This window comes from Candidatus Polarisedimenticolia bacterium (genome assembly GCA_036004685.1).
Classification (GTDB): domain Bacteria; phylum Acidobacteriota; class Polarisedimenticolia; order Gp22-AA2; family AA152; genus DASYRE01.
Genome location: DASYRE010000036.1, coordinates 184,666 through 202,104, shown reverse-complemented (window position 1 = coordinate 202,104; position 17,439 = coordinate 184,666). Strand labels below are relative to the sequence as shown.

Sequence of the window (17,439 nt, the reverse complement as noted above, 5' to 3'; positions counted from 1 at the left end):
ATTCGGCCCCCGATCCATCCCGGCTCGCCGCGTTGCGCCTCGCTTGCGTACCGCCTTGGGTACGCGACGCTCTGGCGCGCCTTGCGATCCGGGCGCCTCGGCGACCTCGGTGTTAACATGATTTCCGAAACGCAACACTAGCGCGGGGCGATCAGGGGCTCCGCCCGTGTCGCGCCTTGGCGGGAAGACAGCAGGCAGCAACGCCGTGGCGAGGAAAGTCGCCGGATCATGGGGCTCGAGGCCGAACAGCTGTCGCCGGCACGCGCCCGTCGGTCTCGCCTCGGCGGCTAATGGGCGAGAGGGCGGAAGGCGGAGGCGAGTGTCCCGGTCGTCAATCGCTGACGCTCATCGAGATGCGCAGGTAAGGGGCGGGATTGGTGCGGAGCAAACCGTCCAGATCTTTCCACGGGATCTTCGGCGACTTTTCCTTGGCAGTCGCCTGTTCGCCCTCTTCGACCTCGATCTCGTCGATATTCCAGCTCAGGACCTGCTTCTCGCCGACCATCAGGTCGAATACTAGGCGCACGTTCTTGTCGCGCGTCGGCCGCGCGACCACCTTGGCCTTCGTGATCAACTGGGAATCGGTCGGCCCGATTTGACGTCGCGATACCTCGAGAAGCTTGATCGATACGTCGTCGCAATGATACTTGGCGAAGTCGGAAATCATGAGGGGTTCTTCCATCGGCAGGTTCTTGAGTCCCTCCAGGGGCACGTCCATGACCATGGGCGAATGGAATTCGGTCGGCTCGGCGTTCGTGTGCACGGTGATCTTCGATTGCGGGAAGCCATCCCGCGAAAAGCTCAGCGATAGCAGGATGCAAACCAGCGCGACGCGGAAATCCTTCATGGTCCATGGCCTCCGTTTTCTCAAAATTGGCGCGAGCGTGCGAAGCCTCATCAGCGGGGGAATATAGTGACCGCGGGAGAGGCGAGCAAGGCGACCCCAAGTCCCATCCCGCGGCTCGTTTCAGGATTGACCGAGCCACGGGAGCTTCGTATATTTTTGCTCTCGGTCGACATCGCCAAAGCGCCGGATGAGTTGCGCCTGACGTGAGCCCTTTTGCCTTACTTTTGCCCCGCCGTCGAGCTGCCGTCCTTCTGCGCCTCGAAACGCCTGACCGCGCCAGAAACTCCTGCGCCGACGTCGGCTTCGGCCCCGGCCGCGCCGTCCTGAGCGCCCTGACCTGCGCTCCTTGGATAAAAAGTCCTTGAGGGGTTTTTCCTCAGGAATCTTCTCCTTGCCTGAATTTGCCGGTGCGAAACCTCGCGGCGGACTTCCGCGTATAACGCGATGGCGACGTCCGCGTCGGGCGGGCGTAGCGCGAAAAGACATCGAATGACCTCACCGAAGCTTGCCGTCAGTGTCCTGCTGCTCGCCGCCTTCACGGCTTCCGGCGCGGCCTTGGGCGGGACTCCGCCCTATCCCGTCAAGCGGGTGGAAGTGGCGTTCCCCAGCGGTGGCGTCTCCCTCGCCGGGACGCTCTACCTGCCCGATGCGCCGGGCCGGCATCCCGCAATCATCCTGATCCATGGCTCCGGCCGCGCCACGCGCGGCTGGCCGAACGCGCTGCACGCGGCCGACTTCTCCGCTTACGGCATCGCGACTCTGACCTACGACAAGCGCGGCGTCGGCGCCTCGGGCGGCAGCTTCGACGAGAATGAGGACCTCGAGCCGCTCGCGGCCGATGCGTCGGCGGCGGCCCGCTATCTGGCCTCCCGACCCGAAATCGACGGCGCGCGCCTCGGGCTTTGGGGGCGCAGCCAGGGAGCTTGGGTGGCGCCGCTCGCCGCCGCGCAGCTCGAGCACGTCGCGTTCGTCGTCCTGGTGGTGGGCGGCGGCGTGCCGGTGCTCGAGCAGCAGCTGTTCCAGAGCAAGGCGATGCTCCGGCGTCTGGGACTCGACGAGGCGGACCTGCAGGCCGTCCTGCGGGCGCAGCGGGCGCTGACGGCGTACTACAACAGCGATGAGCCCGCGGCCCTCCAGAGCGAGGCGCAAGAGGCGATCAAGGCGATCCGCGATCGCGAGTGGTTCGAGCGCCTGCCGCTGCGCGTCGTCGTCGACTCGCGCCAGGTGCCGCCGCCGGCGTGGGTGATCGCCCACCGCGAGGGGCCGATCCGTCCTCTCAGGCAGGCGCGCTTCGACCCTGCCGGCTATCTGCAGCGGCTGAAGGCGCCGGTGCTCGCGGTGCTCGCCGGCAGCGACGACCTCACGCCGACCGAGGAGACGGCGGCCCGGCTTGCGGGGCTCGTCCCGCCCGCCCAGTTGACCGCGCGCGTCTTCCCCGGGGCCGACCACATGCTCTGCGCCGCCCGGGCGGACGGCGAGCTGACGCAATGTCCGCTGCTCGCCGGGGTCGAGGAGTTCATGCGTGACTGGCTGGTGCGGCAGGCCGCCGTCCCTGCCGCCGACAGCGGCCGCAGTGGCGGCAAATAGGGACGGGACCTTCCTCACGCGGTTCCTGCCAGGCGCCGATCGCCGTCCTATCCTTCTGTCCGATCCGCCGCAGCGGCCAATCTGACCCGGGCGCGCGCGCCTCGCTGCCCCAGTCTTTGTCGATCGGAGCGATGCCTGCTTGAATGGAGCCGGCGTAACCCCTGCAGATCAGCGTGTTCGCCGATCCCTCCTCGATATAGCCGAAACTATCGGCCCATCCGTGATATAGTGCAATCTCACTTAACGAGGCAGGGAGGTGGCACCAATGGAAACGGGAAGAATCAAGAAACTGACGGATCGTGGGTTTGGCTTCATCGCGGCTGCGGACGGAAAAGAAGTGTTTTTTCACCGCAGCGAGTGCCAGTCGGTATCATTCGATTCCCTCACCGAAGGGCAGAACGTCTCCTTCGACCGCGAGACCGACGTCAAAGGTCCGCGAGCGCGCAACATCCGCCTGACATAATACGGGGTCCCGCGGAGTCAAGGCAGAGCCTTGCAGGGAGGTGACGTGCTCGAACTCCTGATCAACCAGCCGATCTTCATCGGGTTCAAAGCGGACAACACGCTGCGACAGCGCCTCGAATCGCTGGGCGACGTCGACAAGAAGTACTTCAGCGGCGAGGATTCGACCTTCCTGCGCGTCTGCCGGGTGGGCGAGGACATTTACGTCGGCAAGCTCATTCACGAAAACCTGACCACCGACCGGGTGGAGGACATTCGGCGGAACATCCTGAGCATCATGCACAAGATCGGCAGCGAAGGCCGGCTGCCCATGAACCTCAAGATTATCGCTTGCAGCGCCAACGAGGCCGAATACGCGCGCACGATCGGGTAGCGCGGTCCGCCGTCCTCGCCTCCGGCATGCTTTCCCCCTTCCTCCGTACCGCTCGCGGCCACAACTCGCTTCGCGCATGCCCATGGAAACGGGCTGCGCAGCTTCGGGACGCGGGAACTCCGCTTCCTGACACCTTGGCTCCTCGTGACGTCGACGGAAGCCGTCGCTTGCGCGGCGGGCCCCCGCTCGGATAGATTGAGCGGAACTCCGGGGAAGGAATGGGCGTCTCGATCCAGTCCGGAACGGCAATCTCCCACTATCGCGTGATCTCGCCGCTGGGCTCCGGCGGAATGGGCGAGGTCTATCTGGCGCAGGACCTGACGCTGGAACGCGCCGTGGCGCTCAAGATCCTGCCTCCCGAGCTGACGAAGAACGAAGAGCGGGTGCGGCGCTTCGTCCAGGAGGCCAAGTCGGCCTCCTCCCTCAGCCATCCGCACATCGTGACCATCTACGAGATCGGGCAGGCCGAGGTCCGGCCGGGCGATGCGCCGGAGGCGGTAGCTTCATCCGGCGCCGGCGTTCACTTCATCGCCATGGAGCTGATCAGCGGCGACACCCTGAAGCACCAGATCCATCACGAGAAGGCCGACCTGCGCACGCTTCTGCGCTACCTCGCCCAGGCCGCCGAAGGGCTCGCCAAGGCGCACGCGGCGGGAATCGTTCACCGCGATCTGAAGCCGGACAACATCATGATCACGAAGGAGGGCTACGCCAAGATCCTCGATTTCGGGCTGGCGAAGCTCACCGAGAGGAAGGAGAGCGCGGACGGCGCGACGAGCGCCCTGACCGCCACCCGGGAGAGGACGCGGGAAGGCGCGGTGATGGGGACCGTCGGCTACATGTCGCCCGAGCAGGTCCAGGGAAAGGCGGTGGATCACCGCTCCGACATCTTCTCCTTCGGGTGCATCCTGTACGAGGCGGCCACGCGGGCGAAGCCCTTCGCCGCCGACTCCGACGTCGAGATCATGCACCGGATCCTGCGGGACAAGCCCGCCCCCATCGAAGAGTCGAGCCCCACGACTCCCGCGGAGCTTCGGAGGGTGATCCGGAGGTGCCTTGCGAAAGCTCCCGACCAGCGCCTGCAGTCGATGAAGGACCTGGCGATCGAGCTGAACGAGATCGTCGAGGAGTTCGACGATCTGTCGCTGTCGTCGGATTCACGGACTCCCATCTCGGGATCCTCCCCGCCGGCTCTTGCCGCGACCCCGGCTCCTGGCCGCCGATTCCATCCGGGAATCATCGCCGCGGTCGCCGTCGGCATCGTCGGGATCGCCCTCGGCATCTACGGGCTCCTCCGCAGGGCGCCGGCGAGCGCGGCCGCTTCCGCCCCCTTCCAGACCATGAAGATGACCCGCTTGACGACCAGCGGGAAAGTCCAGAACGCGGCGCTGTCACCGGATGGAAGGTACGTCGCGAACGTCGTGAAGGAGGCCGGCAAGTACAGCCTCTGGATTCGCCAGGTCGCGACCGGAAGCGACGTGCGGATCGTCGAGCCGCTGCCGACTCCCTTCCGCGGAGTCTCGTTCTCGCCCGACGGGAATTACGTCTACTACATCAACCAGGAGACCGTCGGGCCCGGCTATTCGATCCTCTACCAGATTCCCTTTCTGGGAGGTCCCGCTCGCAAGGTGCTCTTCGACATCGATACCGCGGCGAGCTTCTCACCCGATGGAAAGAAACTCGCCTTCATGCGAGGCTATCCGCAGTCGTCCGAATACGTGTTGATGGTGGCGGGCGCCGACGGAACCGGGGAGCAGAAGCTGGCCATCCGGAAACCCCCCGACGAGTTCGCCCTCCTGGCGCCGGCGTGGTCTCCGGACGGACGGCGCATCGCCGCCATCGTCAACGATCAGGAGAAAGGGGCCGCCAGCGGAGTGGTCGAGGTCGCGGTCTCGGATGGCCGCCAGAAGCCGATCGGCGATGCGGAGTGGATCCGGTTGGGCAGTCTCGTCTGGCTTCCGGACGGCAGCAGCCTGGCGGTGACCGGCGTCCGGAAAGGCGGCCTGCTGAGGCAAGCCTGGCTGCTTTCCTATCCGGCGGGCGAGATCCGGAGGGTCTCGAACGACCTGAGCGAATACGACGGCATCAGCGTCACGGCGGACTCGAAGGCGCTCGCGGCGACGCGGACGAACACCATCGCCAACCTCTGGGTCGCCCCGGCGGGAAATCTCTCCTCGACGACGCAGATCACGTTCGGTTCGGAGAATCAGGATGCCATCCGGGACGTGGCCGGCGCGGGGGGCGATTCGATCGTCTTCGCCGTCGCCGAGGCTGACTCGGTGTCCCTTTGGAGCATCGCGGCCGACGGCGGCCGCCGGACCCGCCTGACGCAGGGAACAGCCTTCAATTTCGGTCCCGCGGTCTCGCCGGGCGGCAACGTGATCGCCTTCACGTCGACGCAGGGAAACAGTCCTCCCCATATCTGGAAAATGGATCTCGATGGCGGCAATCCGAGCCAGGTCACGAAGGGGGAGGGCGAACGGCTCTTGGCTCTCTCTCCCGACGCCCGCTGGCTGCTCTACGTCACGATCAAGGGGTCGCAGATTTGGAAGATCCCGATCGAAGGGGGAGCGCCGGTCAAGATCGTCGAGACCTCCCTCGGCGCCGCTGCTTTCTCGCCGGACGGAAGGCTGATCGCCTGCGAGACGTTCGTCCCCAAAGGGAACCGGCTCGAGCGGGCGATGCAGGTGTTTCCCTCGCAAGGCGGACCGGCGATCCACACGATTCCCTTTCCGGATGGGCTTACGATCCGCTGGACCCCGACGGGGGACGGCCTCACCTACACCCGGGAGACCGACGGAGTCTCCAACATCTGGAAGCAGCCGCTGGATGGGACTCCGCCTAAGCCGATCACCGACTCCAAGACCGGGCAGATCTTCTCGTACGATTGGTCGCCCGACGGGAGACATCTCATCCTCTCGCGCGGCCAGGTAACCAGCGACGTCATCCTGATCACCGATTTCCGCTGATTCGAATACTCGGATGACTCTGGGCAATAGGGGTCGGCCACCTCGCCGCGACGCGGGCTGGAGTGGACGCATGGGTTCTCGCCCGGACTCAGGCCTTGCGCGCGGAGTCCCATTTCCTTCCGCCGGCGATCCACCTTAGGGCGAGGATCTCGCTGACGTGGCAGGCGACTCTTTCGTTCCCTTCGGTGATCCAGCTGACCGCCGGACGGCCCTCCCTGCCTCCAGCGATCGTCTCCAGCTCCCTCTTGTCGTCCTGCAGCATTATGGGAGAGTCGTGGACCTCGAACGAGGCATGCTCGACTTCACTCCAACCTCCGGCCAAGAGAACCCCCGTCACATCCTTCACGTCGACTTGGCAGCTCATTCTTCCCTCCATCGGCTCCAACCCTGAGATTCCTCCGTCGCCATCCTACTTCAGCGGGACTTCCCTGGCGAAGCGGTCCTCAACGCTTCTCGCGAAGGTGCCTCGCCCCTCGAAGCACGCGGGGCCGGAGGGAAACCACGGCGCGATGGGATCTCGTCGAAAGGCTCAGGCTCAACCGAGGAGATCGAGGCGACTCGTCGCAGCTTCCGCGCCGGGCCCATCCAGGTCGCGCCGGGCCGGCCTCGTTGACCGGACGCGCCGCGCGGCATACACTCACGCCAGTTTTCCTCCCTGAGCCGGCCCGACGTGAAGGGCGTGATTTGGGATCCCGGCCGAGCGCTTGTTCATTCTGCGGCGGCACCGGCCGCTGCCACCGTTGCGGCGGCATGGGGGAAGTCCGGCCCATGCGCGGGAAGAAACAAGCGTGCCCGGAGTGCGACGGGACGGGGGAATGCGCCCTCTGCGGCGGTCGGAGCGAGCCACGCCAGACCGACGGAGAAAAGGGAAGAAGCCGCCCCTGAAGCGACCTCTGAACGGGCGGGAAATCGGATCGGACGATCATGGGGAGCGACGTTCAAGGCCATGCCGTGGAGCCCGAGATCGATTTTGAGCTTCTTTTCGAACGATTTGGCCATCGATCTCGGCACCGCCAACACGCTCGTCTACGTCCGGGGGAGGGGGATTGTCGTCTGCGAGCCGTCGATCATCGCCGTGAACCAGAAAACGGGGAAGGTGGAGGCGGTGGGCAAGGAAGCGAAAGAGATGTTCGGGAGGACGCCGGGAAGCATCATCGTCATCCGCCCCATGAAGGACGGTGTCATCGCCGACTTCGAGCATACGGAGATGATGCTTGACCACTTCATCAGGAAGGCCCACAACCGATCGCTGGGAGTGCGCCCGCGGATCGTCATCGGAGTGCCGTCGCAAATCACCCAGGTGGAGATGCGGGCGGTCAAGGACTCGGCTTACCGGGCGAAGGCCTCCAAAGTCTATCTCGTGGAGCAGGCCATGATGGCGGCGTTGGGAGCCGGACTTCCGGTCACGGAGCCCACCGGCAGCATGGTCGTGGACATCGGCGGCGGCACGACCGACGTGGCGGTAATCTCCATGGCCGGGATCGTCTACAGCCGTTCGGTGCGTGTCGCCGGCAACAAGATGGACGAAGACATCACTCAGTACATCAAGCGCAAGTACAACCTCCTGGTGGGGGACCGGACGGCGGAGGACATCAAGATGAATATCGGGTCGGCATTTCCCCTGGAGGAGGAGCTCACCATGGAGATCAAGGGGCGCGACCTGGTGGAGGGGATTCCCAAGACCCTGGTGATCTCCGACGAAGAGATCCGGGAGGCCCTGTCGGAAACGGTTTCGGACATCATCGAGGCGGTGCGCGTGGCGCTGGAGCAGACGCCGCCCGAGCTCTCCGCGGACATCGTGAACAAGGGAATCATGCTCACCGGCGGCGGCTCGCTCCTCAAGAACCTGGACAAGCGGCTCCGCGAGGAGACCGGCCTGCCCGTCTCCATGGCCGAAGATCCGCTGACCTCCGTGGTGCTGGGCACCGGGAAGATGCTGAACGACTTCGACCTTCTCCGGAAGATCTCCATCGACTGAAGAAGCTCAACCTCCCGCAAGCGCCAGCATCACGCCCGGGCCGCGCGACTTACCGGCGCCTCGGTTCGGCGGCCCCATCGCCTACGACCGTCGTCCACTCGCGCACGCGCCAGCGGACGACGAGGCCGTTGGTGACGTAGGGATCGGCCCGGGCGAACGCCTCCGCCACCCGCGGCGAATCGGCCTTGAACAGCAGCAAGGCGCCGTCCAAGGGGTCGGCGAGCGCCCCTCCGAGGATCAGCTCGCCGCGCTCATGGGACTGCCACGCCTTCTCGAGATGAGCCGTGCGAAAAGCGGCGCGCTTCTCAACGTAACCGTCGTTCACGTCATAGAAAAGCAGGTAGTGTTTCAAGACAGTCCTCCGATTCGGCGGTTTCCCAGAGGAGCCACTCGATCCGATCCGCAGCAATGGGGCGCCCGCGAATGCCGGGTCGCGCAACCATCATCCGGTATATCGTAACGCCGCTTTGGAGCTCGCGCGCTCTTCGGATTCACCGCCACCGAAAGCCGCGAGCGTGTGAGCTGCTCCCGCGCAGGAGGGTCCGCGGAGGGAGTATCCTTGTGCCCCAAGCACCTGCCCCGCTCGACCGAGCTGTCAGACGACCCCGGCCGCTTCTCTTCGTTTCCGGGACCATCGACGATGATCGGTGAATCTGCAAAGTCCCGCAAGGCACAAGCGCTCGCCCAGTTCCTGGGCCTGAAGCGCGGCATCGTCGGGATGCTGAGCATGGCCGTCCTCGTCGGGATGGGCGAGAACATGGCCGAGCAGTTCCTGCCGCTCTATCTGCTCGCGCTGGGAGGCGGCTTCCTCTCCGTCGGTGTCCTGAATGGAATGGACAACCTGCTGGGAGCGCTCTACTCCTTTCCCGGCGGTTACCTCAGCGACCGTCTTGGGACCAAGCGGGCGCTGCTGCTCTTCAATCTGCTCAGCATGGCCGGATTCGCCCTCGTGATCGCGGTGCCGGCGTGGCCGGCGGTGCTGGGAGGAGCGACGATGTTCCTCTCCTGGTCCGCCATTTCGCTTCCGGCCACGATGGGGCTGGTGGCCAAGGCGCTTCCCCCCGACAAGCGCACGATGGGCGTCTCGCTTCACTCCCTCGTCCGACGGGTGCCGATGGCCCTCGGGCCGTTGATGGGGGGCCTGTTCATCAGCTGGTGGGGGGTGGAGCGGGGAGTTCGCCTCGCTTTCGTGGCCGCCTTGGCGATGGCGATCGTCGCGGCGATCCTCCAGCAGAGGTTGATCGAGGACGATCACGGCGGGGAGGGCGGGAAGCCGCCGGCGCAGCGCAATCCCTTCCGGATGTGGAGCGTGATGAACGGCGATCTCAAAAGACTGCTGGCCGCCGACATCCTCGTGCGATTCTGCGAGCAGATTCCCTACGCTTTCGTGGTGATCTGGGCGGTGGGGGCGGCCGAGGCAGGTTCGGCTCACTCCGGGCCGGTGAGCCCGGTCCAATTCGGCGTTCTGCGGACGATTGAGATGGCGACCGCGGCGCTGATTTACGTTCCGGTTGCCTATTTCGCCGATCGCTCCCGCAAGAAGCCGTTCGTGGCGCTGACCTTCTTGTTCTTCACGCTCTTTCCTCTCGTCCTGCTCTTCTCGCGCTCGTTCGAAGCCTTGATCCTCGCCTTCGTCCTGCGCGGGCTCAAGGAATTCGGAGAGCCGACGCGCAAGTCGATGATCCTGGAGCTGGCGCCCGAGGGGCGGAAGGCCGGAACGTTCGGGCTCTATTACCTCGTCCGGGACCTTGTCGTGTCGGTCGCTGCCTTCGGCGGGGCCTTCCTCTGGTCGATCGGCCCCGAAGTGAACCTCCTGACCGCCTTCGCTTTCGGCGCCGCCGGCACGCTCTGGTTCCTCTGGAAGGGAAAAGACCTGGGCCGAGACGGCTCCGGCCCGGAGCGCGAGCCCCTAAGGGTTGAAACCCTTCCTTGACCGCGGCGAATCTGTTCAGCCGCTTGAAGGGAGATTCGCCCCAAAACTCTTAAAGCCAACGAAGGGGCAAGAATCCGCGACTGACGGGATGAAACCAACTCTCCGGGATCGCCAGGGCGAGCGTGAGTTGACAGGACGGGAGCTGTGTTGTAGAAGAACGCGAAATTCACCCGCCTTGTGGACGGGCTCAGTTGGGTTCTAACTCTCTTTGGAGGCTCCCCCCGATGCGCAAGTGGTTGGTTGGCACCGCCATGCTGGCTGTCGTCGCGTTGATCTCGTCGCCCGTTTCCGCCTCCCCTCTTACCGAGAAGCAGCAGGAGGCGAGCTTCTCAGCGTCCTATCAGGACATCGACAATTTCGGCAAGACCATTCAGATCGACGGCGAATGGCAGTGGATCTTCGGCAAGGGGTACCATGAGATCGGCGCCATCCTGTCGTACCTGAAAGACGACCCCGACACGGGTCCCAGCAGCGATGCCACCATCATCGGCCCGAGCTACACCTTCAACTGGATGCCGGCCAATGACAAGGTAACCCCATTCGTCCATGGCGCTTTTGGTTTCGTGAGCGGCGATTTGGGGGACGTCTTCGACAACGCTTTTCTGGCCGGTATCGGTGCCAAGGTTTACGCGGGTGACTCCGCGGCCGTGCGCTTCGAGTATTACTTCCAGAGGTTCATGGGCGCCGACAATTTCGACGACCAGGACAGCCAAGGCCTCCGGATCGGAATCAGCATCTTCTTCGGGAAGAGCAAGTAGCTCTACGGCGAACGAGAACACTTCGCTGGCAATGAAAGCCGCCCCCGGCGAGGGGCTGGCTTGGAAGGACCTGAAGGGGGCAGGGCGCATCACCAGGCCCTGCCCCCCTATTTCTCCCTCCGCCTTTCCCGCCCTGGAAGATCCTCGGCCGGCTCCCATCCTCCCGGTCGTCTTCACGCCGTAGTCAATCCAGGGCCGGACCAGCGGCAATCCTCACCGCGAAGCTTTTTTTCCGGCAGGGCTTGGCCCGGGAGTCGAGGCGCCGTCTTCAGGCGGCCCAGTTGCGTTTGTGTGGATCGCTGTTTCGAGCGACGGCTTTGGGCGCCGGACTGTGAAACGGACGCTCCAGAAGAACACGGAAGCCCCGCGCATGAAGGCGGATGTGGGCAGAGGCATTCAAAGGGCTGAGTCGCCATCCCTCCCGCCCCCAGCGGGTCATCTGCTCCAGGATCTGAACGGAACGCGTCCGCCAGGTGGGACATGCATCTTCGGCGAAAGTCATCGTCGCCAGGCGATACCGGGCCTGCTTCATCGGCGTGTCCTCCAAGGATCCTCCGGCTTGAACGTTCTCCGGGACGGATCCTCGCCGCGCGCCGTGACGAAACGAAGCCGGGAAGGGGAGCGTCCTGTGAAGATCGTGAGAAAGAGCCTCTTGAATCGCGATCCCGAGACGTGCTAGCTTGGGGCGCATGCCGGTTCATTGCTGAAAAATCTCGCGTCGCCACCCAATTCAAGGAGGATCAGCGCCATGCGCCGAGCCGTCACGCTTTCCACCCTCATCCTGCTGATTGTTGGCACCTTGCAAGCGGCGGGCCCCGCCCCGAAGCCGCAGTGGGCGATGAACGCCACGATCATCGAAGCCTGCAGCTGCCCGATGTTCTGCCAGTGTTATTTCAACGCCGAGCCGGCGGCGCACGGCGGGCACGGCGCCGGCGAGCATTTCTGCAAGTTCAACAACGCCTTCAAGGTGAACAAGGGGCACTACGGGAACGTCAAGCTCGACGGCCTGAAGTTCTGGGTGGCGGGCGATCTCGGCGGGGACTTCTCGAAGGGCCAGATGGACTGGGCCGTCCTGACCTTCGACAAGACCATGACCAAAGAGCAGCGCGCCGGCGTGGCCGCGATCGTGGGCCACATCTACCCGGTGAAGTGGAACTCTCTCACGACCGCCGAGGGAACCATCGACAAGTGGACCTACGACAAGGACTCGGCCTACGCCACGCTGGACGGCGGAAAGTCGGCCGAGGTCAAGCTGAAGCGCCATCCGGGCAACACGAACGAGCCGGTCGTGATCAAGAACCTGAAGTACTGGGGGGTTCCGCGGAACGACGGCTTCGTCCTGATGCCCAACGAGGTGGAGGCCTACCGGGTCGGTGAGAAGGCCTTTGAATTCAAAGGCACGAACGGCTTCATGATCACGTTCGACATCAACTCGAATGACGTGGGGGTCACCCAGGCCTCGATGGCTCACTGAGTCGGTCGGGCGGCCCGCCGCCGGCTCTCTCTCGCGATGGGGCGGGCGCCCGTTTCAGCTGCGGGAGAGACCTCTTCGAGCACCTTCTGGAGGGCCGCGGCGGTGATCGGCTTGACGAGGTGATGGTCGAAGCCGGCTTCGCGGGAGCGGCGGAAGTCCTCCCTCTGGCCCCAGCCGGTCTGCGCCACGAGGAGGATGCCGCGGAGCCGGGGGTCCCTGCGGATGCGCCGGGCCAGCTCGTAGCCGTCCACGCCCGGCATCCCCAGATCCACGAGGGCGACCTGCGGCTTGAAATCGGACGCATCCTCGAGCGCCGCCTCGGCGCTTTCCGCCAGGCGCACGTCGTGTCCCATCAGCTCGAGCAGGTAACCCAGACTCTTGACCTGGTCCGGATTGTCGTCCACGACGAGGATCCGCTTCGGGGCCGACCCGGTCGCTTGTCTGGAACTCGACCCTTTGGGCTTTTCGGGCGCGCCCTCTTCCGACAGCGGCAGACGGACGATGAATTCGGTGCCCTGATCGGGGCCGGCGCTGTGCACGTCGACGCTCCCGCCATGCATCTGAACCACGCTTCGAACCAGGGTCAAGCCGACTCCCAGGCCGCCGCGCCCTTGTCTGGTGCTGCGGGGACCCTGGGTGAACATCTCGAAGACCCGCGGCAATAGCTCGGCGGGGATTCCGATTCCCGTGTCCCGGACCCGGATGATCACCTCCCCCGCCTGCGGCGCGCCTTGCCCTTTCCTCGACCCATGATTCGATCGCTCGGCCGTCAGCCAGATCTGCCCTCCCGATTCGGTGTACTTGGCGGCATTCGTCAAGAGGTTCGCGAGCACCTGGGAAAGTCGCACCGCGTCGGCGTGCAGGTAGATCGGCTCCGCGGGCAATTCCACGCTCAACCGGTGGTGGCAATCTTCGAGGAGGGAGCGGCAGGTCTCGACGGCCGTCTGGACCACCGTCTGCAGGGCCACCTGCTCCTTCCGCAGCTCGATCTTGTTCTCGACAATCCTCGTCATGTCGAGCAGATCGTCGACGATGCGAGCCAAGTTTTGGGCCTGGCGGCTCAACATTTCCTGGGCCCGCCTCACCTGCTCCGCGTCGTCGCCCGCCATGCGCAGGATCTCCACCCCGTTGAGGATCGGCGCGAGCGGGTTGCGAAGCTCGTGGGCCAGCGTCGCCAGGAACTCGTCCTTGCGCCGGTCCGCCTCCTTGAGCGCGTCGAGCGTCTTCAGGTGCTCGGTGACGTCCCGCTCGATGGCCAGGACTGCGGATCGGTCTCCGGTTTCGTCTCGAACCAGGACCTCCCGGCAGCGGACGACGATGGAGGTTCCGTCGCGCCGCTTTTGATGAAGCTCTCCTTCCCAAGATCCGGAGAGGTCGAGCTGGGCGTTCAGCTCCGCCCAGATCGCGGGATTGGTCCCGACGAGCGTCTCCAGGGGTTTTCCGCGGGCTTCTTCGGCGCTCCAGCCGTACATCTCTTGGGCGCCGCGGTTCCAGAACGACACCTGGTTCTCGGCGTTCCGGATGATGATGGCGTCCCGCGACAGCTCGATGAGCGCAGCCCGCCGGCGCAACTCCTCCTGGTCCTTGCGCATTTGATCCACGTCCACGAGCACGAGAACCGCCCCATCGATCCGGTTGTCAGCGGTCCGATACGGGTGGACCCGCAGCACGTACCATCGACCCCGGCGATCCTGCACCTCGCGTTCGAAGGTCCGGTCCTGCTCGATCACCTCTTTGATGACCGCCGCAAGATCGGGGACGAGGTTGGCCGGCCTGATGTCCTCGAGGGGACGCCCGGCGTCGGCGGCGATGAGGTTCATCAGCTTCTGGGCGGCAGGAGTGAAGCGCCGGATGCGGAGATCGACACCCACCATGATCATCGGTAGGTTCGTGCTGGTGAGCAGGTTGACGAGGTCGCTGTTGAGCCGCTCCACTTCCTGCGTACGGCGCTGGAGCTGCTCGTTGACCGTGGTCAGCTCTTCGTTCGTCGACTGCAGTTCTTCCTTGGACGTCTCCAGCTCCTCGTTGCTCGAGATGAATTCCTCGTTGGCCGAGCGCAGCTCTTCATTCGCGGCGTCCTGCTGCTCGATCATCGACTGGAGGTATTCGCGCATGGAAGCCAGCTCTTGCCGCACAGGAGAGGTTTTTGCGCGCCCGACGGCTGGACTGGGATGACCTCGACGCCGATCTCGCGGAATCCGCGCGTTCCGGACCCGGATCCTCCTTTGGGCTTCGGAGCATGCGGCATCGTCTCGCGAAGGGAGTCGGCCCTCTCGTCAGGGTTCATCGACAGATCCAACCGAAAGGATCCGGACGTCTGCTGGACCCTCTTGAGGATGCAATGAGTATCTCGGAAAGGGTACGCCTCCTCCCGGGAAAGGGCAAGAGATTTGAGCCTCCACGAGATCTGCCCACCTCCCACATCAATAAGGGGTTGTGTTTCTCGGCGCCGCGCTGTACAGTGGCGGCCCGGTCCCCGGGTGGGGACACGCTCTGAGAGGAAATCCTACTGTCGGCCATCGAGAATCTCGTCTGTCTCACCCCCCGTGACTCCTATGTGGTGGACCGTCCTTTTCGCGGCCGTGGTCTGCTGGGGCGGCTGGAGCATTCGGTCGGCCCCTTCGTCCGCAGCCCGGGGATCGGTTTCCCTTACCTGGTCGGCTTTCTGCGCAAGAACGGGATACTCAGTGAGTCGACCCGCGTGGCGGTGCAGCACGACAAGATTGAGGGCCCCATTTCGTTCGAGCAGATTCTGAGCGAAAAGCTCCAGGGCTCTCGCGGCGGCCAGGACGTCCTGTTCATCACCGCCTATACCGATTCGGTCCGTGAAGCGTATCGGCGGGCGCGCGAGGCGCGCGCGGCGTACGCCGCGGCCGGAAGGCGCGTCACGGTCGTCCTCGGCGGGCCCCACGCCTCGGCCCTCCCCGACGAGGCGACCCGGTTCGGGCACGTCGACGCCGTGGTCGCCGGCGAGGGAGAGTGGGCCGCCGCGGAGCTTCTGGCCGACGTCCAGGCGGGCAAACCGGTTCGGGCGCTCTACCGCGCCCCCTTCGCGCGGATCCGTTCCCGAGGGTCCCTGGCCCTCGACATGGGGATTTGGGATTCCCTGAGGTCGCGCCCGCAGCAGATCGTCGCCTCGACCACGTTCGCCCGCGGCTGCAAGCTCGATTGTCATTTCTGCGCGGTATTCCTGACCAACGGCGAAACGGTGCGCAACCGGGACGTCGCCGACGTGGTCGAGGAGATCGCGGCCCAGGGTCCGGCCTTCACGCGGGAGACCATCGATCGGATCGGTCCGGGCCTCTACAACCAGGTCCTGAAGACTCTCGTCAAGCTGCCGGTCTTCGGCTCCCGGTACGGCGAACGGCTCATCGCCCGGATGGGCCCGGGCTTTACCAGCCAGTTCTTCTTCTGGGACGACAATCTCTACAACGCCGCCGGATCTTTCCGCGCCCTCTGCCAGGCGCTTCAACCCCTCAGACGCCGCTGGGCGGCCGAGCTGACGATCGACCTGGCCGACCAGCCGGAGCTTCTTGCGCTGGCCCACCGGAGCGGCTGCCGCGATCTGTTCCTGGGGATCGAGTCGGTCAGTCAGACCGCCATCGACGGCCTCGGCAAATGGTCGAATGAAACCCGGACTATGGGGGAGCGCGTGAGGCGCGTGCACGACGCCGGGATCAACGTCATGGGCGCGTTCGTGTTCGGCCTGGATGGGGACGATTCCTCCATCTTTGATCGAACGCTCGAGTTCATCGAAGCCTGCGGCATCGATTTCGTGGTCGCCAACATCATTCAGCCCTATCCGGGAACGGGGACGTTCCGGGACGCGCTCGCCGGCGGTGATTTCCTGCCGCGAGCCCGCTGCCCGGCCGACTCGGACGTCGCCATGGACTACAACTGGCCCCTGTTCGACGGCGCCCACGTCCTCCTTCGTCCGAAACGGATGACCGAGGATCAGCTGCAGGAGGGTTACTATTACTTTCTGCGCGAGGCCTACTCCATGGAATGCATCCGCCGGCGTTTCCGGGGCGCCGAATGGGATCTGCCCGCTTTTCTGTCGCACGCCGCGCGCAATTACCTCGTGAGCCGCTATGGCATGCTGAAGACGGCCCACGCGATCCGGCGGAAATCGCCGGCGCCGCTTGGAGCCATCGAGGATCCGGCCCGGGCGCCCGCCGCAACCCCGGCCGGCGTCCGGTTTCGCCGCTGGAGCGCCCCCGAGGAGGAACGAAGCTAGGGCCGCCTTGACGAACCCGGGAGACTCGCATAGGCTGCGGCATGAGCCACGAATCCTTGCATGCCGCTATGGACACGGCGCCGCGGTGGCGTCGGCACTGAAATTGCTTGTCGGATCAAGAGACAGAACGCAGATGGAGGTCGATGGTGAAAGGCAAAGTGAAGTGGTTCAACGTGGAAAAAGGGTTCGGCTTCATCAGTCCCGATGACGGCTCCAAGGATGTTTTCGTACACAGCTCCGCGATCGACGGCCAGGGCTTCAAGAGCCTCACGGAAGGGCAGAACGTCGAGTTCGAGATCGGCGAGGGCAAGAAGGGACCCGCCGCGATGAACGTGCGCGTCCTGTGACGCCCGTGCTCCATCACGGCGTGCGCCGTCTCTGAAGCGCCGTCAATCCCGCTCCTTCCCGGCCCTACACTGGATGCTTGGAGGACAACCTGGGGAAAAAATCGAGACCGAGCTTCAAGAAGCGCCGGAAAGAGCTCGCCCGGCAGCAAAAGCAGCAGGACAAGGTGGCGAATCGCCGGGCGAAGACCGAAGCGAAGGCCTCGCGGCAACCCGGCGATGAGGATCCCGACCTGATTGGTATTCAGCCGGGTCCTCAGGCCCTGCCGGAAGAGTGGCAGGACTTGCCGGAAGGCGACTCCTCTCCCGATTCGACCGAGGACGAAACCTGATCCCTGCCTTCCCCTACGCGGCCATTCCATCCATTTTCATCGGCCCCCCTTGGGCAGGACTTTCACGCCGAGGGCGGCCGGTTGGCCGGCCCACCGGCTCTTCGAGCCGTAATTCGCTCCGGGACGTCGCGGGCAATCGAAATCT

Annotated in this window: 16 protein-coding genes; 11 read left to right on the top strand and 5 right to left on the bottom strand. The window is 64.9% G+C overall.

Going from position 1 to position 17,439, the window contains the following annotated elements; all coding sequences use genetic code 11:
• Positions 1–331: 331 nt before the first annotated feature.
• Positions 332–847 (bottom strand): hypothetical protein, encoded by a 516-nt coding sequence (locus VGR67_09915; protein ID HEV8336721.1) that lies wholly within the window; start codon positions 845–847, stop codon positions 332–334.
• 489 nt (positions 848–1,336) lie between these two features.
• Between VGR67_09915 and VGR67_09910 the strand changes: the two genes are divergently transcribed.
• The 4 genes from VGR67_09910 (at position 1,337) to VGR67_09895 (ending at position 6,238) form a co-directional block, all read left to right on the top strand.
• On the top strand, positions 1,337–2,434 hold the full coding sequence (locus tag VGR67_09910) for an alpha/beta hydrolase (GenBank protein HEV8336720.1): 1,098 nt from the start codon (positions 1,337–1,339) through the stop codon (positions 2,432–2,434).
• A 265-nt stretch (positions 2,435–2,699) separates the two neighbouring features.
• Complete coding sequence (locus VGR67_09905; protein HEV8336719.1) at positions 2,700–2,897, top strand: cold shock domain-containing protein; 198 nt, start codon at positions 2,700–2,702, stop codon at positions 2,895–2,897.
• Between the two features lie 45 nt (positions 2,898–2,942).
• Positions 2,943–3,269: a hypothetical protein gene (locus VGR67_09900; GenBank protein HEV8336718.1), complete on the top strand. Its 327-nt coding sequence runs from the start codon at positions 2,943–2,945 to the stop codon at positions 3,267–3,269.
• Positions 3,270–3,487: 218 nt separating this feature from the next.
• Positions 3,488–6,238, top strand: a complete 2,751-nt coding sequence (locus tag VGR67_09895) for a protein kinase (protein HEV8336717.1) — start codon at positions 3,488–3,490, stop codon at positions 6,236–6,238.
• An 88-nt stretch (positions 6,239–6,326) separates the two neighbouring features.
• On the opposite strand, the gene VGR67_09890 is transcribed toward VGR67_09895, so the two are convergent.
• Positions 6,327–6,602, bottom strand: coding sequence for a hypothetical protein (locus tag VGR67_09890; protein ID HEV8336716.1), 276 nt, complete (start codon positions 6,600–6,602; stop codon positions 6,327–6,329).
• Positions 6,603–7,184: 582 nt separating this feature from the next.
• On the opposite strand from VGR67_09890, the gene VGR67_09885 reads away from it, so the two are divergent.
• Entirely contained in the window at positions 7,185–8,216 is a 1,032-nt protein-coding gene (locus VGR67_09885; GenBank protein HEV8336715.1) for a rod shape-determining protein, read from the top strand.
• A 49-nt stretch (positions 8,217–8,265) separates the two neighbouring features.
• On the opposite strand, the gene VGR67_09880 is transcribed toward VGR67_09885, so the two are convergent.
• Entirely contained in the window at positions 8,266–8,568 is a 303-nt protein-coding gene (locus VGR67_09880; protein HEV8336714.1) for a YciI-like protein, read from the bottom strand.
• 288 nt (positions 8,569–8,856) lie between these two features.
• Between VGR67_09880 and VGR67_09875 the strand changes: the two genes are divergently transcribed.
• Both VGR67_09875 and VGR67_09870 read left to right on the top strand, forming a co-directional pair.
• On the top strand, positions 8,857–10,149 hold the full coding sequence (locus tag VGR67_09875) for an MFS transporter (GenBank protein HEV8336713.1): 1,293 nt from the start codon (positions 8,857–8,859) through the stop codon (positions 10,147–10,149).
• A 224-nt stretch (positions 10,150–10,373) separates the two neighbouring features.
• On the top strand, positions 10,374–10,907 hold the full coding sequence (locus VGR67_09870) for a hypothetical protein (protein HEV8336712.1): 534 nt from the start codon (positions 10,374–10,376) through the stop codon (positions 10,905–10,907).
• 268 nt (positions 10,908–11,175) lie between these two features.
• On the opposite strand, the gene VGR67_09865 is transcribed toward VGR67_09870, so the two are convergent.
• Positions 11,176–11,454, bottom strand: a complete 279-nt coding sequence (locus VGR67_09865; protein ID HEV8336711.1) for a hypothetical protein — start codon at positions 11,452–11,454, stop codon at positions 11,176–11,178.
• A gap of 201 nt (positions 11,455–11,655) precedes the next feature.
• Here VGR67_09865 and VGR67_09860 point away from each other — a divergent pair, with 201 nt between their 5' ends.
• The gene (locus VGR67_09860; protein ID HEV8336710.1) at positions 11,656–12,381 is read left to right on the top strand and encodes a DUF1326 domain-containing protein; all 726 of its coding nucleotides are present in this window, start codon (positions 11,656–11,658) and stop codon (positions 12,379–12,381) included.
• Here VGR67_09860 and VGR67_09855 read toward each other — a convergent pair.
• Positions 12,375–14,495 (bottom strand): PAS domain-containing protein, encoded by a 2,121-nt coding sequence (locus VGR67_09855; GenBank protein ID HEV8336709.1) that lies wholly within the window; start codon positions 14,493–14,495, stop codon positions 12,375–12,377. The genes VGR67_09860 and VGR67_09855 overlap by 7 nt on opposite strands.
• A 446-nt stretch (positions 14,496–14,941) precedes the next feature.
• Between VGR67_09855 and VGR67_09850 the strand changes: the two genes are divergently transcribed.
• The 3 genes from VGR67_09850 to VGR67_09840 all read left to right on the top strand — a co-directional run bounded on the left by VGR67_09850 (position 14,942) and on the right by VGR67_09840 (position 17,294).
• On the top strand, positions 14,942–16,618 hold the full coding sequence (locus VGR67_09850) for a cobalamin-dependent protein (protein ID HEV8336708.1): 1,677 nt from the start codon (positions 14,942–14,944) through the stop codon (positions 16,616–16,618).
• A 143-nt stretch (positions 16,619–16,761) separates the two neighbouring features.
• Positions 16,762–16,965: a cold-shock protein gene (locus tag VGR67_09845; GenBank protein HEV8336707.1), complete on the top strand. Its 204-nt coding sequence runs from the start codon at positions 16,762–16,764 to the stop codon at positions 16,963–16,965.
• 77 nt (positions 16,966–17,042) lie between these two features.
• Entirely contained in the window at positions 17,043–17,294 is a 252-nt protein-coding gene (locus VGR67_09840; GenBank protein HEV8336706.1) for a hypothetical protein, read from the top strand.
• Positions 17,295–17,439: the final 145 nt, after the last annotated feature.

Excerpts from the sequence above, each read along its gene's own strand:
- VGR67_09870 (HEV8336712.1), top strand. The coding sequence starts at position 10,374 with ATGCGCAAGTGGTTGGTTGGCACCGCCATGCTGGCTGTCGTCGCGTTG.
- VGR67_09910 (HEV8336720.1), top strand. The coding sequence starts at position 1,337 with ATGACCTCACCGAAGCTTGCCGTCAGTGTCCTGCTGCTCGCCGCCTTC.
- VGR67_09855 (HEV8336709.1), bottom strand. The coding sequence starts at position 14,495 with ATGCGCGAATACCTCCAGTCGATGATCGAGCAGCAGGACGCCGCGAAT.
- VGR67_09905 (HEV8336719.1), top strand. The coding sequence starts at position 2,700 with ATGGAAACGGGAAGAATCAAGAAACTGACGGATCGTGGGTTTGGCTTC.
- VGR67_09845 (HEV8336707.1), top strand. The coding sequence starts at position 16,762 with ATGGTGAAAGGCAAAGTGAAGTGGTTCAACGTGGAAAAAGGGTTCGGC.
- VGR67_09915 (HEV8336721.1), bottom strand. The coding sequence starts at position 847 with ATGAAGGATTTCCGCGTCGCGCTGGTTTGCATCCTGCTATCGCTGAGC.
- VGR67_09895 (HEV8336717.1), top strand. The coding sequence starts at position 3,488 with ATGGGCGTCTCGATCCAGTCCGGAACGGCAATCTCCCACTATCGCGTG.
- VGR67_09885 (HEV8336715.1), top strand. The coding sequence starts at position 7,185 with ATGCCGTGGAGCCCGAGATCGATTTTGAGCTTCTTTTCGAACGATTTG.
- VGR67_09860 (HEV8336710.1), top strand. The coding sequence starts at position 11,656 with ATGCGCCGAGCCGTCACGCTTTCCACCCTCATCCTGCTGATTGTTGGC.
- VGR67_09890 (HEV8336716.1), bottom strand. The coding sequence starts at position 6,602 with ATGAGCTGCCAAGTCGACGTGAAGGATGTGACGGGGGTTCTCTTGGCC.
- VGR67_09875 (HEV8336713.1), top strand. The coding sequence starts at position 8,857 with ATGATCGGTGAATCTGCAAAGTCCCGCAAGGCACAAGCGCTCGCCCAG.